The sequence below is a fragment of the Enterobacter quasiroggenkampii genome (assembly GCF_043972695.1).
GTDB classification, from domain to species: domain Bacteria; phylum Pseudomonadota; class Gammaproteobacteria; order Enterobacterales; family Enterobacteriaceae; genus Enterobacter; species Enterobacter quasiroggenkampii.
Map to the genome: position 1 here is coordinate 3213564 of NZ_CP143745.1, position 15249 is coordinate 3228812.

Below are 15249 nucleotides of genomic sequence, written 5' to 3' on the forward strand. Positions count from 1 at the left end.
TCAACAGTTCTTCTCCAGAATATCCGGACATTACGGAGGAGAAGAAATGAACAACGCCACTTACATTCTCAAATATACCGAGTATCTCATCAGAAAATGTCGTTCATTTTTAATGACAGACCTGTACTTTCATACTGTGAGGCTCAAGAAAACATCGGGGAAGCATCCTGACATTAAATCCCCCACGACGTTGAGTGAAAAAATATGTCATCGTCTGGTTTATGACCACAATAACGTCTATACCCTGCTTGCCGATAAACTCGCCGTTCGGGAATACGTAATCTCCAGAACAACGCGAGTCAAAACGGTGCCATTACTCGGCGTCTACAGTAAGGTGTCCCAGATTGATTTTTCGACGCTCCCTGAAAAATTCGTCCTTAAGTGCAACCATGACAGTGGCAGCACAATAATATGTACAAACAAAGCGCAATTTAACGTCAGGGAAGCGTGTAAAAAACTCAGTCTCGCGTTAAAGAAAAATATGTACTACACCACGCGCGAATGGCAGTACAAAAACATTACGCCAAAAATACTTTGCGAACCGTATGTCGATCTCTTCGATGATGCAGACAGGAACACAGCGCCCGAAATGCTGAGGATCCATTGTTTTCATGGCGTTGCCCACTATGTTGAAGCGGATTTTACGGATGATAACGGCAAAGATTTCATCAACGTTTACGACAGGTACTGGAACTTACAACCCTTTCAGATGGAATATCCGAATACACCGTTGGCGCCAGGCGAACCGGCCTTGTTCCGACAAGCGTTGCTGGCATCCCAGGAACTGGCGGATGGCATTGACTACTGCCGCGTTGACCTCATGCTAAAAAATGATGAAATCTATTTCAGTGAAATAACCTTAAGCCCGAGACGCGGTAAACTGTCGATTACCCCGCAGGAATGGGATGCTAAGCTAGGAAAAATATGGCATTTACCGCCGGCAGGCACATTTGACCTGCCGCTGACGCTCACGAGTCGGGCCAGGTGAGTTTAAATATTGAGTGGTTTTGCGTTGATAAGGTATAGGTAACATCGCCACCATGCGCCAGCATGATGGCTTTTACCACCGACAAGCCCAAACCACAGCCTTCCGGGTTCAACTGTCTGGCGCCGTTATCGCGCTGAAAGGGCTGAAACAGGAAGTCATGAAACTCCCTGGGAATACCCGGTCCCCCATCCTGAATCAGGATAAAATTGCCTTTATCCGAAACACCATTTTTTACCGTGAGCTTGCGCGAAGTTGAATAGTGTAAGGCATTGTCAAATAAAACGGTCAGACACTGATTGATGCGTAAGGGATCGAATACGCACTGCTGCTCCCTCAGTTCAGTATGGACGGTAAATGCCTTACGGTTGAACTCGGGCATGAAGGTATCGAGCGCGTCCTGTATTGTCCCTTTCAGATCCGTTCTGGCCTGGTATAACGTGTATCCTGCCCCGCCATCCGAACTGATAACCCGGAGGTCTTCAATCAGACGGGTTAATCCTTCCGTCTGTTTGAGGAGGTTAGTAAACAGCACCGGATCCGGGGTAAACACCCCGTCAACCAGCCCCTGAAGCCTTCCGCGTAAAATGGTGACCGGGGTTCTGAGTTCATGTGCAATCGCAGCATTCCAGGATTTCCGCTGGATATCGAGCGTTTGCAGCTTTTCTGCTATTTCATTGAAATCCGTAACCAGGTGATTGATCTCTCCCAGCCGGGAACTGGCACAGAATGCCCTGGCGTCCAGATCGCCTTGGGAAATTTTTTTCAGGCTGGACGCGACCGCGTTCAGCGGGGTGAGTATTCGCGATGAAAGTTTGACCGTAAAGAATACGGCAATGATCAGGCTGATCGTTGTCGCGGTCCCAATCCATACCCAGTCCCACATCGTCATCTGCTCGTCATCGCCCGCAGCAGGGCCGCCGGGAAGATGATCCAGAATAAAGGAGTAAAAAAACCAGGAGCCCAGTATGGCGATGGCAATTATCGTAAACGTCAGCAACAGCATATACGTTAAGATCTGACGACTCAGGACAGATTCTTTATTCATTTCTTTTCCCCAAGCCGGTAACCCATGCCCCTGATGCTCTCGGGAACGCCATAAAGACCGGCCTGCTCCAGTTTTTTTCGCAGCTTGCTCATATGGCTGTCGACAGTTCTGTCGAGCGTATCGCCTTCCGGCAAACACGCGTTGAGCAACTCTTCACGGGAACAGACCTTGCGCGGATACCGCACCAGGTAAGAAAGCAATTTAAATTCGGTCGTCGTTAAGACCGGGGAGATAACCTCGGGCCCCGCAGTAACCTCCACGTAGAAATCATCCGGATAGACCGTAATGAATGGCGTTCTGAGCGGCAGGGCCCCCGCCTGCTGAAGCGCAGGCTTTGTTCTACGCAGCACCGCCTCAACCCGTGCGACAACTTCCGAAGGGTTGAAGGGTTTGATGACGTAATCATCCGCGCCGAGCCTCAGACCCATAAGTTTATCGACGTCCTGATCGAGAGCGGAAACCATAATGACGGGGACAGCACTTTCATGGCGAAGCGTGGTAAGCACGCTCCAGCCGTCACACACGGGCAGGTGAATGTCCAGCAAGATGAGATCCGGTTTATGGAGGCGATTGAGCGTTATCGCCTGCTCGCCCTGCCTGGCCCTGAGCGTTTTCATTCCCGAACGCTCTAAGTAGCTCATCAGTATATCGGCGATTTCGTCTTCGTCTTCAACAACAAGGATCAGCGTATTTTTGTTCATATTATCTCCGCGGGTGAAATCCCTTTAAGCACGCTATCAGATATCTTGAGCACAATAAGACACAGCCTCCGGGAAAAAGTGCCGTAGTCACGAAAATTTCCCGGTTGATTTAAATGCCCGGTTATTTCTCCACACAGCCTACACATTCAGTCAATAAAGACTCGACAATGTCCGTTCAAAATCGCTAATGAGGCATAACGCGTTGTGCATTGCGCGCTGCAAATTACCACTGTTTCTTAAAGATTTTATGAAGTTGGCTGAAATAATGAACATGGAATTTTCCAAATATTTTTCTCCTAAAAAACTGGGTATATATTCCCTGTTTCTGCTGCTGTCGTGGGGATTACTTTATACCTGGCTGGTGCTGGTACACAGAATGGATGAGAAAGTCGCCTCGACGCTGCTCTCTTCACCCCTTATCTATGGCTGCATCGCATTGTCAGTGATTTTTCTGGTCATACAAAATAAAGCCGGCGCGTTCATTGAGCTACTTATCATCGCCTTCTGGCTGATGGTGATTTTTGTTTATCTCATTATTACGTTCACCGTGCTGTTAAACGCGATACCCGATATTGAGGATCTGATCTTTTACTATGAATGTTATTTGATCATTTTTTTTGGTGGAGCACCGCTGTACCTCATTATGAGAATGATCTGAGCCATTGCTCCACACGGCCTCCATAAACCGCCCACTTCCGCTAAACAGGTGCGCGGTAGAGTCTCTGCCTCACTCTTTTGCACAAAAATAACCCAATGCCTCATTTTTTTATCGAACGTCCCATTTTCGCCTGGGTTGTGGCGCTGTTTATCGTCCTGACGGGTCTCCTGTCTATTCCTCGTTTGCCGGTTGCGCAGTATCCGGCGGTGGCTCCGCCAGGCATCATTATTTCCGTCAGTTACCCGGGGGCCAGCCCCGATATCATGAATACGTCGGTGATTTCGTTAATCGAGCGCGAAATCTCTGGCGTAGATAATTTGCTCTATTTCGAATCATCCAGCGACACAACCGGTTCGGCATCGATTACCGTCACGTTTAAACCCGGCACGGACATCAAGCTGGCACAGATGGATCTGCAGAACCAGATAAAGATCGTCGAGCCTCGTCTTCCTCAGGCGGTAAGACAAAACGGCATTAACGTCGAGGCCGCTAACTCTGGATTTTTAATGATGGTGGGGCTGAAGTCCACCAGCGGTCAATTCGAGGAAGCCGACTTAAGCGACTATTTTGCCCGAAACGTCAGTGACGAGCTTCGTCGCGTGCCCGGCGTAGGGAAAGTTCAGCTGTTTGGCGGCGAAAAAGCGCTGCGTATCTGGCTGGATCCGATGAAGCTCCACAGCTACGGCCTTTCGGTGAGCGATGTGCTTACTGCTGTTGGCCAGCAAAATGCCCTGGTTTCACCCGGCAAAACGGGAGATGAGCCAGCATCTGCGGGACAAGGCGTAACATATCCCATCACCGTGAAGGGGCAACTCACTTCGGTAGAGGCGTTCAGAAACATTACCCTGAAATCAGATGCATCGGGCGCGAGGCTGAAACTGTCCGACGTCGCGCGCGTTGAGTCCGGCCTGCAAAGTTACGCTTTCGGTATCCGCGAAAATGGCGTGCCCGCAACGGCTGCGGCAATCCAGCTCTCGCCGGGTGCCAACGCAATGAGTACGGCTTCAGGCGTACGCGCGCGCATCGACGAGCTTTCCCAGGTATTACCGGAAGGAATGACGTTTACGGTTCCCTTCGATACCGCGCCGTTTGTGAAACTGTCTATCATGAAGGTGGTTCAGACCTTTGTAGAAGCGATGGTCCTGGTCTTCCTGGTGATGCTTCTGTTTCTGCATAAGATACGCTGTACGCTTATCCCGGCGATTGTTGCTCCCGTCGCACTTCTTGGCACCTTCACGGTGATGTTATTGAGCGGATACTCCATCAATATTCTGACGATGTTCGGCATGGTGCTGGCGATAGGGATTATCGTTGATGATGCCATTGTGGTTGTGGAGAACGTCGAACGACTGATGGCGGAAAAAAGCCTCTCGCCACGGGACGCTACCCGGCAGGCCATGCAGGAGATCACCCCGGCGATTATCGGGATCACGCTGGTGCTCACTGCCGTCTTTATCCCCATGGGGTTTGCTGAGGGTTCGGTCGGGATTATCTATCGACAATTTTGTATTTCTATGGCGGTCTCCATACTGTTGTCCGCGTTTCTGGCCCTGACACTGACGCCTGCCCTGTGCGCAACGTTACTCAAGCCGCACAAGGCAGGAAAGAGCGGAAGTGGAAGGTTCGCGGCCAGGTTTAACGCGCGCTTCCGTTTGCTCACCGTCTGTTACGAAGCCGGGCTGGGTGCCGTTCTGAAGCGAACCGGGCGTATGCTGCTCCTGTACGTTGCGCTTTGTACGGCGCTATTTGTTGGATTGTCTTCGTTACCGTCGTCTTTTCTGCCGGACGAAGATCAGGGCTACTTTATGTCCTCTATCCAGCTGCCTTCTGACGCCACGATGCAGCGCACCCTCAACGTGGTTAAAAAATTTGAAGCGGAAATTGCGGCCCGGCCGGACATAGAAAGCAACATTATGATCCTGGGGTTTGGCTTTTCAGGTTCAGGACCGAATTCGGCCATGGCCTTCACCACGCTGAAGGACTGGAAAAATCGGCAGGGCTCGACGGCTCAGGATGAAGCCGACCACATACAGGCCAGCATGACGAACGTCACTGATGCCGTCACAATGAGCCTGCTCCCGCCGGCCATTTCGGATATGGGCACCTCCTCGGGCTTCACCTGGTACGTTCAGGACAGAGCGGGAGCGGGCTATGAGGCTCTGAAGAGGGCCGCCGACGCGCTGGTTCTGCAGGCTAATCAACGCCCTGAACTCAGTGATGTCTATATAGACGGTCTGCCAGAAGGAACCAGCCTTGCGCTCCTGGTTGACCGGGAAAAGGCGGAAGCGATGGGCGTCTCATTCGATGAAATCAACCAGACGCTTTCCGTCACCCTGGGCTCAAATTACGTCAACGACTATACGAATAACGGCCGCGTTCAACAGGTGATTATGCAGGCCGATGCCCCCTACCGAATGCAGCCTGAACAGATACTGAAACTATCAGTGAAAAACCGGATGGGTGAGATGGTGCCGGTATCAACGTTTGCGACGATCTCCTGGAACGTTGCGCCGCAGCAGTTGACGCGCTACCAGGGTTATTCTGCTATACGGATTACCGGAAGTGCGGCGTCAGGCGTATCCAGCGGCACCGCAATGAAGATCATGGAGGGTTTGTCCAGGAGCCTGCCTCAGGGCATGGCGGGTGAATGGGCCGGGAGTTCGTTGCAGGAGAAAAAATCGGAATCGCAGCTTCCGGGCCTGATCGCCCTGTCGATACTGGTCGTGTTTATGGTGCTCGCCGCCCTGTATGAGAGCTGGTCTATTCCTTTTGCGGTCATGCTGGTTGTTCCACTGGGCCTTATCGGGGCGGTGATAGCGGTGTTTGTTGCCGGCATGACCAATGACGTGTTCTTTAAGGTCGGTCTGATTACGCTTATCGGCCTGTCGGCCAAGAACGCCATTCTGATTGTGGAGTTTGCCAGGCAGCTGCATCGCGAAGGGCAACCCCTGCTGGCGGCGACCATTCATGCCGCCAGTCAGCGCCTGCGCCCCATTCTGATGACATCGTTAGCCTTTACCTTAGGGGTTGTTCCTCTGATGCTGGCCAGTGGTGCAAGCGACAGTACGCAGCATGCCATCGGTACCGGCGTGTTTGGCGGCATGATTAGCGGTACGCTTCTCGCGATCTTCTTCGTACCGGTTTTCTTTATCGTTATTGCGCGCTTCATCGGCAACATCAGGAAAGCGTGAACACCCTTGCGGGATCGCGCCTCCTCGCTGGTTGGATGAGGCGAAGCTGTTGCCGGGTGATATACTGGACGAATGCTGAAATTTCGCGCCCCCGCGTGTCCGCGACGCATTCTTCGGGACATGCGACTTCGGAGAAGTGCGAGAAATATCGTGACACAAGGGGCTGTGAGTGGGCTATAATTTCGAGCTAATTTCGAATGATTTTGAAATACTGCCTGTAACGCTATGAATTACAAGGCAAAATAAGCAATGAATATAAGGATTAAAGCTATGGGTTTTCTTTCCGGTAAGCGCATTCTGGTGACTGGCGTTGCCAGCAAACTGTCCATCGCATACGGCATCGCACAGGCAATGCATCGCGAAGGCGCTGAGCTGGCGTTCACCTACCAGAACGACAAGCTGAAAGGCCGTGTTGAAGAGTTTGCCGCGCAGCTGGGTTCCAGCATTGTTCTGGAATGTGACGTTGCACAAGACGAAAGCATCGACGGCATGTTTGCTGAACTGGCAAAAGCATGGCCGAAATTCGACGGTTTCGTTCACTCCATCGGCTTCGCTCCTGGCGACCAGCTGGACGGCGACTACGTGAACGCGGTAACCCGTGATGGCTTCAAAATCGCGCACGACATCAGCTCCTACAGCTTCGTTGCGATGGCGAAATCCTGCCGCGCGATGCTGAACCCGGGCGCAGCCCTGCTGACCCTGTCCTACCTGGGCGCTGAACGTGCTATCCCTAACTACAACGTTATGGGTCTGGCTAAAGCGTCTCTGGAAGCCAACGTACGCTACATGGCGAACGCAATGGGTCCTGAAGGCGTGCGTGTTAACGCCATCTCTGCGGGTCCTATCCGCACCCTGGCCGCTTCCGGTATTAAAGATTTCCGTAAAATGCTGGCACACTGCGAAGCGGTTACCCCGATTCGTCGTACCGTTACGATTGAAGATGTGGGTAACTCTGCAGCATTCCTGTGCTCTGACCTTTCCGCAGGTATCTCCGGCGAAGTGGTTCACGTTGACGGCGGCTTCAACATCGCTGCAATGAACGAGCTGGAAATTAAATAAGCTGTGACTCTCTTCCCGCCCGGGAAGAGAGTATTTTCCCCCGCGTCACCCCTTCGTTATTCCGTTCTGCTATTTGTTATCACCTAACAATATTTTTCCCTTTATCTGCCTTACGCCAGGATATTGATCGCCATTTTGAGATCAAGGAACGCACATGGAACAACGCCGTTTTTCCGGCAAAGGCCACTGGTATCATGAAACCCAGTCAAACCACGCGCAGACGGATGTTCTGCCCCTGGTGCCCGAAGCCGCTAACGTCGACGATCGTTTTTTGCTCGATTTAGCCCTGCCTGATGAGATTGTCGCCGCCTGTTCTGGCTGGCTTACTCCTGCCAGAGCCTTATGCCACCAGCTGTTTCCACTCTCAATTCCCGTGAACCGACTGCATACGCTCAGCGCTTACGATCGGCTCAGTACCGCGTTAACGGTCGCTCAGGCCTGCGGCGTTCAGCGGCTCTGTAACCACTACGCCGCCCTCCTCGCCCCGCTTCCCGGCCCGGACTCCTCGCGCGAAAGCAACCGCCGCCTGGCGCAAATCACCCAGTATGCCCGCCAGCTCGCCAGCTCTCCTGATGTCATTGATGATAAAGCCCGGAACCAGCTTGATGAGGTGGGCCTGTCCACGTACGACATCGTGGTGATTAACCAGATTATCGGCTTTATCGGTTTTCAGGCGCGCGTGGTCGCGATTTTCCAGGCCCTGTTGGGACATCCTGTTCGCTGGTTGCCGGGGCACCATATTCAGCCGCACACGCTTCCCGCGAGCCACGATGCGTGGATGCCGCTTTTACCCGTCGTCGAGCTGCGCTACGCGAATGCGCATCAGCTGGAGTCCCTGTCCCGCTGGCAGGCCGAACCCGCGCTCGAGGCGTTGACGCCGGTGCTTTGTCATGAGCCGACGCTGCTCGACCTGACCGGAGAAATCCTGTTAAACAGCCGCGCGGAGATCCCGCAGACCTCCCCCGCACTTTCGGCAGCGGTCGAACTGCTGACCCGCTCTCCGGACCGCTTCAGCGCCGCGCAGTTTACCCCGCTCACGGATCAAGGACTCCAGGGCGAATATGCCATCACGCTGCTTACCCAAAGTGCGTTTGATGGCTGGCTCAATCGCCTGAAAGTGGCGTTTGGTAAAGAGGAATAACCACACTCATTACCCAAAGACCGCTTGCTGAGACAGTGAGAATCGCGTAAAACTGTCAGCCGCTCAATGGCTACGAAAATAGAACATTATGTTTCAGGACAACCCGCTGCTAGCGCAGCTTAAACAGCAACTGCATTCCCAGACGCCGCGTGCAGAAGGGGTCGTAAAAGCCACGGAAAAGGGCTTTGGCTTCCTTGAAGTTGACGCGCAGAAAAGCTACTTCATTCCGCCACCGCAGATGAAGAAAGTGATGCATGGCGATCGCGTCATGGCCGTCATTCATACCGAGAAGGATCGCGAGTCCGCCGAACCGGAAGAACTGATCGAACCGTTCCTGACCCGTTTTGTGGGTAAGGTGCAGCGAAAAGACGATCGTCTTTCTATCGTGCCGGATCATCCTCTGCTGAAAGATGCCATTCCCTGCCGCGCCGCCCGTGGTGTTGAGCATGATTTTAAAGAAGGTGACTGGGCCGTAGCAGAAATGCGCCGTCATCCTCTGAAAGGCGATCGCGGTTTTTATGCGGAATTGACCCAGTTCATTACTTTTGGCGCCGATCATTTCGTGCCATGGTGGGTCACGCTGGCACGCCACAATCTTGAAAAAGAAGCGCCGAACGGCGTGGCAACCGAGATGCAGGACGAAGGTCTGACGCGTCGCGATCTTACCGCGCTGGAGTTTGTCACCATCGACAGCGCCAGCACCGAAGATATGGACGATGCGCTCTACGCTGAAGAGAGTTCCGACGGCAAACTGCACCTGACCGTTGCCATTGCCGATCCCACCGCCTGGATTGTTGAAGGCAGCAAGCTTGACGAAACGGCGAAAATCCGTGCGTTCACGAACTACCTGCCGGGCTTCAACATCCCAATGCTGCCGCGCGAATTGTCAGACGATCTCTGCTCGCTGCGTCCGAATGAAGTGCGTCCGGTCCTTGCCTGCCGCATGACCATTGCTGCGGATGGCGCGATTGAAGACGATATCGAGTTCTTTGCCGCCACCATCGAGTCGAAAGCCAAGCTGGCCTACGATAACGTCTCCGACTGGCTGGAAAATACCGGTAGCTGGAAACCTGAATCAGACGCCATTGCCGCGCAGATCCGTCTGCTGCATCGCATCTGTCTGAACCGCGGCGAGTGGCGTCAAACCCATGCGCTGGTGTTCAAAGATCGCCCGGATTATCGCTTTGTTCTGGGTGAGAAAGGCGAAGTGCTGGATATCGTGGCCGAACCGCGACGCATTGCGAACCGCATCGTTGAAGAGGCGATGATCTCCGCCAACATCTGTGCCGCACGCGTGCTGCGCGACAAGCTGGGCTTTGGCATTTACAACGTCCATACCGGCTTTGATCCGGCGAATACCGAAGCGCTGGCAGCCCTGCTGAAGAATCACGACGTGCACGTCGATCCGGAAGAAGTGCTCACGCTGCCGGGCTTCTGCAAGCTTCGCCGCGAACTGGACGCGCAGCCATCGGGCTTCCTGGACAGCCGCATTCGTCGCTTCCAGTCCTTCGCAGAAATTAGCACCGAGCCTGGCCCGCACTTTGGTCTCGGCCTCGAAGCCTACGCGACCTGGACGTCACCGATCCGTAAGTATGGCGATATGGTTAACCACCGTTTGCTGAAAGCGATTATCAAAGGCGAAACCGTTGCCCGTCCTCAGGAGGACACCACGCTGCAGATGGCCGATCGCCGTCGTCTGAACCGCATGGCGGAACGTGATGTTGGCGACTGGCTGTACGCACGCTTCCTGCAGGATAAAGCCGGTACGGATACCCGTTTCGCCGCAGAAATCATCGATATCAGCCGCGGAGGGATGCGCGTCCGTCTGGTCGATAACGGTGCTGTCGCGTTTATTCCTGCGCCATTCCTGCATGCTGTGCGCGATGAAATGGTCTGTAGTCAGGAAAACGGTACGGTGCAAATTAAAGGTGAAACAGTTTACAAAGTCACCGACGTGATTGACGTCACCATTGCTGAAGTCCGTATGGAAACCCGCAGTATTATCGCGCGTCCTGTCGCCTGATAACCTCTTCAATTGTCGGTCATTTCCTTTCCGGAAGGGCCGACAATTTTTCTTTTTACCCCCGCCACAAAAGCATTATTTTTTCTTACTATTTTCAGTCTCCCTTCGCCCAAATTCGCCATAATTATCTACAGTAAAAGAGTGTTGTTATATTCGGTTACGTGAATTTTTATACGCCCAGTATCCTTTTTAACCTGACTCGTTTTATTATCAGAAATCAGGGAAAAACAATAAGTTCACTTCGGTTTTACCGCTGTTTCTCAACGGAAAAGTCGACTGCAAATGAATAATTTGTGCGCTAATGAACAGCTGCGGGAGAAAACATGATGGACGATCTGGAGCAGAATTTGCTGTTTCGCTACATGGGGACTCACAGTCCATGGTGGCGTTTGTCAGCTGACAGCAATGCTCTGCACCTTGCCGCCAGTGAAAATGCCGATGTCACTCAGGTGATTGCGCTGGACGACGATCAGGCCGATCTTATCCGTCACTTAACCGTGATTACCTCCAGCATTTCCATGACGCTCTCGTTATTCGGGGAAGACCTTCCGGTTCACCTTGTTGGGCGGAAAATTACGCGTAACGAGTGGGCCGGTACCGCTTCCGCCTGGCATGATACCCCCTCCGTGGCGCGCGACCTGGCTCAGGGACTCTCTTTCGCGGAACAGGTCGTTTCAGAGGCTAACTCCGTCATTGTTATCCTCGATCAGAACGGCAATATTCAGCGCTTTAACCGACTAAGCGAAGAGTATACCGGCCTGAAAGAGCAGGAAGTGATTGGCCAGAACGTGTTTAAGCTGTTTATGAGCCGCAGCGAAGCGGCAGCCTCAAAGCGCAATATTTCCGGTTTCTTCCGCAACGGCAGTTCCTACGAAGTCGAGCGCTGGATCAAAACGCGTAAAGGGCAACGACTGTTTCTGTTCAGAAACAAATTCGTTCACAGCGGCAGCGGTAAAAATGAAATTTTCCTTATCTGTTCCGGTACCGATATTACCGAGGAACGCCGCGCTCAGGAACGGCTGCGCGTGCTGGCCAATACCGATACCATCACTGGCTTGCCAAACCGCAATGCAATCCACGACCTGATTTCTGACGCCATCAGTCACCGCGGCGACACGCAGGTTGGCGTGGTGTATCTCGATCTGGACAACTTTAAAAAGGTCAACGACGCTTACGGGCATATGTTTGGCGATCAGCTGTTACAGGCTGTCGCGCTCGCCATTTTGAGCTGTCTGGATGAGGAACAGGTGCTGGCACGACTTGGCGGTGATGAGTTTATCGTCATGGCCACCAATACCTCTCAGGGCTCTCTGGAAGCGATGGCGTCGCGCATTTTAACCCGCCTGCGCCAGCCGTTCCGAATCGGTCTGATTGAAATTTACACCGGCTGTTCCCTGGGCATCGCCCTCGCCCCACAGCATGGCAACGACCGGGAAAGCGTCATTCGCAACGCCGATACCGCCATGTACACCGCCAAAGAGAACGGTCGGGGCAAGTTCTGCGTCTTCTCGCCCGAGATGAACCAACGCGTGTTTGAGTATCTCTGGCTGGATACCAACCTGCGTAAAGCGCTGGATAACGATCAGCTCCTGATTCACTATCAGCCAAAAATCACCTGGCGCGGCGAGGTCAGAAGCCTGGAAGCGCTGGTCCGCTGGCAATCACCCGAACGCGGTTTGATCCCACCGCTGGAGTTTATCTCTTATGCCGAGGAGTCGGGGTTGATCGTGCCGCTGGGCCGCTGGGTGATGCTCGATGTGGTTCGCCAGGTGGCAAAATGGCGCGATAAGGGAATAAACCTGCGCGTGGCCGTGAACGTCTCTGCGCGTCAGCTGGCCGACCAGACTATCTTTAGTGACTTAAAGCAGGCGCTGAAGGATCTGAACTTTGAATACTGCCCGGTGGACGTCGAATTAACCGAAAGCTGTCTTATCGAGAACGAAGAGCTGGCGCTCTCCGTGATTCAGCAGTTCAGCAGGCTGGGGGCGCAAATTCATCTCGACGATTTTGGTACCGGCTACTCCTCCCTTTCGCAGCTGGCCCGCTTCCCTATTGACGCCATAAAACTCGATCAATCGTTTGTCAGGGATATTCATAAGCAGTCCATCTCCCAGTCACTGGTGCGCGCCATCGTCGCGGTGGCGCAGGCGTTAAACCTGCAGGTGATTGCCGAAGGGGTCGAAAATGCAAAAGAAGACGCCTTTCTGACCAAGAACGGCGTCAACGAACGGCAGGGTTTTCTGTTTGCTAAGCCGATGCCCGCTGCCGCATTCGAGCGATGGCTAAAACGCTATCAGGTGCGAAAACAGCATTAACTGGCTTTACGCAAGCCCGCCGCGTGATGGCGGTTTTGCAGCATCACCAGACGCTCCATGTAGGCGATATCTTTCGGTTCAAGGCAGAAAGCCGCGTCTACCCAGTCCTCCGTGATGTCCATCAGTTCACTGCGCGGCAATTGCAGAACGCGCGTCCGGGCGCGCAGCATCGCCCTCACGCCATTCAGTTTTGGCCGTAGCGTGTCGATGAAGGTTCGGGTGGAGACATAGCTTTGTCCGGGTTCAAACAGGAGATCCACCAGGCCGTGCTGTTCGTACCATTCCGCTGTATGGGATTCCCCTTTGTAGATGAGCTCCTCTGCCAGCTTCATGCCTGAACGGCGTGCAACCAGGGAATATCCCCCCATGCCCGGAAACAGGTTAAAGGCAATTTCGGGGAAACCTAAGCGGGCGTCGCGCTGAGCCAGAACGAAATGGTGCGCAAGAGCGGCCTCAAACCCGCCCCCTAACGCGCTGCCTTCAACCATGGCCAGAGAGATGGCCCCCGTATCAAATCCCCGCGAGGCCGCATGCACGCAATCAACGCAGGCGCGCGCATAGGCCCGTAACGCTTCACGTCGACCGTGCTGAATGCACTCAACGAAGAACTGCAGGTCACCGCCCGCGTTATACATCTCGGGAACCAGCGATCCGGTCACCCAAAAATCAACCGCAAAACCAGACTGGCGGACGAGCCATGAAAAATTCATGATCTCCTCTATCAATGCATGGTTGAAGCAAGGCCGTGGCTGAGCCCGTAACATCATCCAGACGGTATGTCGCTCCGCCTCGTAATACCCTGACAGCTGGGTGAACCGTTCAGTATCGGTAAACAGTGTACAGGTAGGCTGATTGATAACTGTCATAGTCTACTTCCTCCTATAAAAAAGCGCGTTGCGCGCAGTTTTAGACTAATCCACTCAATAAGCCCGCTGTATGAGGGGGAATAATTTTATCACTTCCGTTTATGTAATTTAGTTATTGCATTTTTTCCCTTCTCTTTTGAACCCAATTTCTGCATCATTGAAAATATTAACTTTTCGCGCCTGGGGTGAGATTATGTCTACGATTGACGCACAAGCTGTAGCACAACGAATTGATACCGTGCTGGATATCCTGGTGGCGGGCGATTATCACTCTGCTATCCGTAATCTTGAGATCCTGAAGTCTGAACTTCTTGCTCAGCATGGCGCTGACGCTGCGCCCGAAAACAGACAGCCAAAAGCGCCGTGGGAAGTTTAACGCCCACCGTTTCCGACCTCGTTTCGCTTTATTAAATGGATGCTATGAATTCCCGACAACAACTCATTTTGCAGATGGTCATCGATCAGGGACGCGTAAGCGTAGTCGATCTCGCGAAAACCACTGGCGTTTCTGAAGTCACCATCCGTCAGGATCTTAATCTGCTGGAAAAACAGAGCTACCTGCGTCGCGCGCACGGCTATGCGGTCCCGCTGGACAGTGATGACGTTGAGACGCGCATGATGAACAACTACGCGCTCAAACGTGAACTGGCGGAATTTGCTGCCTCCCTGGTGAACAACGGTGAGACCGTCTTTATTGAAAACGGCAGCAGTAATGCCCTTCTGGCGCGAACACTTGCCGATCAAAAAGACGTTACCATCATTACCGTCAGCAGCTATATCGCGCATCTGCTTAAAGAGACGCGCTGCGAGGTGATTCTGCTGGGCGGTATTTATCAGAAAAAAAGCGAAAGCATGGTTGGCCCGCTGACCCGTCAGTACGTCCAGCAGGTTCATTTCAGTAAGGCCTTTATCGGGATTGACGGCTGGCAGCCGGAGACAGGTTTTACCGGCCGGGATATGATGCGCTCTGACGTGGTCAATGCCGTACTGGAAAAAGAGTGCGAAGCCATTGTGCTCACCGACAGCTCTAAATTTGGTGCCGTTCATCCTTACACGATGGGTCCCGCTTCACGCTTTAGCCGCGTGATTACCGATGACCGTTTGAGCGAAGCGCATCGCAATAAACTCGAAGAGAGCGGTCTGATCGTCAATATTATTGAAACCAGCGCATGATTTCCCTCCGCGCCCGAATTTCGGGCGCGCATGTTCTTTCTCTGAGATGATTCTTAACCCTGCTTTAAGAGTTTTTACCTGTATAACCT

12 protein-coding genes are annotated in these 15249 nt (G+C 53.1%); 9 read left to right on the top strand and 3 right to left on the bottom strand.

Features of this window, described 5'->3' with window-relative positions; all coding sequences use genetic code 11:
* Positions 1-46 precede the first annotated feature (46 nt).
* Positions 47-988, top strand: coding sequence for an ATP-grasp fold amidoligase family protein (locus V1572_RS15445; protein WP_196364480.1), 942 nt, complete (start codon positions 47-49; stop codon positions 986-988).
* Here the strand turns inward: V1572_RS15445 and V1572_RS15450 are convergent.
* Positions 969-2033 carry an ATP-binding protein gene (locus tag V1572_RS15450; RefSeq protein ID WP_395299349.1) on the bottom strand — a complete coding sequence of 355 codons (1065 nt, stop codon included), beginning with the start codon at positions 2031-2033 and terminating at the stop codon, positions 969-971. The two genes, V1572_RS15445 and V1572_RS15450, sit on opposite strands and share 20 nt — an antisense overlap.
* Entirely contained in the window at positions 2030-2734 is a 705-nt protein-coding gene (locus V1572_RS15455) for a response regulator (protein ID WP_223539067.1), read from the bottom strand. Before V1572_RS15455 ends, V1572_RS15450 begins: the two co-directional genes overlap by 4 nt.
* A 247-nt stretch (positions 2735-2981) precedes the next feature.
* Between V1572_RS15455 and V1572_RS15460 the strand changes: the two genes are divergently transcribed.
* The 6 genes from V1572_RS15460 to pdeR all read left to right on the top strand — a co-directional run bounded on the left by V1572_RS15460 (position 2982) and on the right by pdeR (position 13121).
* On the top strand, positions 2982-3392 hold the full coding sequence (locus V1572_RS15460; RefSeq protein ID WP_080276751.1) for a transporter: 411 nt from the start codon (positions 2982-2984) through the stop codon (positions 3390-3392).
* A gap of 95 nt (positions 3393-3487) precedes the next feature.
* Entirely contained in the window at positions 3488-6583 is a 3096-nt protein-coding gene (locus V1572_RS15465) for a multidrug efflux RND transporter permease subunit (RefSeq protein ID WP_395299350.1), read from the top strand.
* A 270-nt stretch (positions 6584-6853) separates the two neighbouring features.
* The gene (gene fabI, locus V1572_RS15470; protein WP_003856831.1) at positions 6854-7642 is read left to right on the top strand and encodes an enoyl-ACP reductase FabI; all 789 of its coding nucleotides are present in this window, start codon (positions 6854-6856) and stop codon (positions 7640-7642) included.
* 154 nt (positions 7643-7796) lie between these two features.
* Positions 7797-8783, top strand: a complete 987-nt coding sequence (locus V1572_RS15475; protein WP_008501221.1) for a CMD domain-containing protein — start codon at positions 7797-7799, stop codon at positions 8781-8783.
* 88 nt (positions 8784-8871) lie between these two features.
* Positions 8872-10806, top strand: a complete 1935-nt coding sequence (locus V1572_RS15480) for an exoribonuclease II (RefSeq protein WP_395299351.1) — start codon at positions 8872-8874, stop codon at positions 10804-10806.
* A gap of 323 nt (positions 10807-11129) precedes the next feature.
* Positions 11130-13121, top strand: a complete 1992-nt coding sequence (gene pdeR / locus V1572_RS15485; RefSeq protein ID WP_111966564.1) for a cyclic di-GMP phosphodiesterase — start codon at positions 11130-11132, stop codon at positions 13119-13121.
* Here pdeR and V1572_RS15490 read toward each other — a convergent pair.
* Positions 13118-13987: a crotonase/enoyl-CoA hydratase family protein gene (locus V1572_RS15490; RefSeq protein WP_032674921.1), complete on the bottom strand. Its 870-nt coding sequence runs from the start codon at positions 13985-13987 to the stop codon at positions 13118-13120. The two genes, pdeR and V1572_RS15490, sit on opposite strands and share 4 nt — an antisense overlap.
* A 193-nt stretch (positions 13988-14180) precedes the next feature.
* Between V1572_RS15490 and V1572_RS15495 the strand changes: the two genes are divergently transcribed.
* The gene (locus V1572_RS15495) at positions 14181-14363 is read left to right on the top strand and encodes a hypothetical protein (protein WP_045908883.1); all 183 of its coding nucleotides are present in this window, start codon (positions 14181-14183) and stop codon (positions 14361-14363) included.
* Positions 14364-14407: 44 nt separating this feature from the next.
* Positions 14408-15160: a DNA-binding transcriptional regulator YciT gene (locus tag V1572_RS15500; protein ID WP_045908884.1), complete on the top strand. Its 753-nt coding sequence runs from the start codon at positions 14408-14410 to the stop codon at positions 15158-15160.
* The last annotated feature ends 89 nt before the right edge of the window (positions 15161-15249 follow it).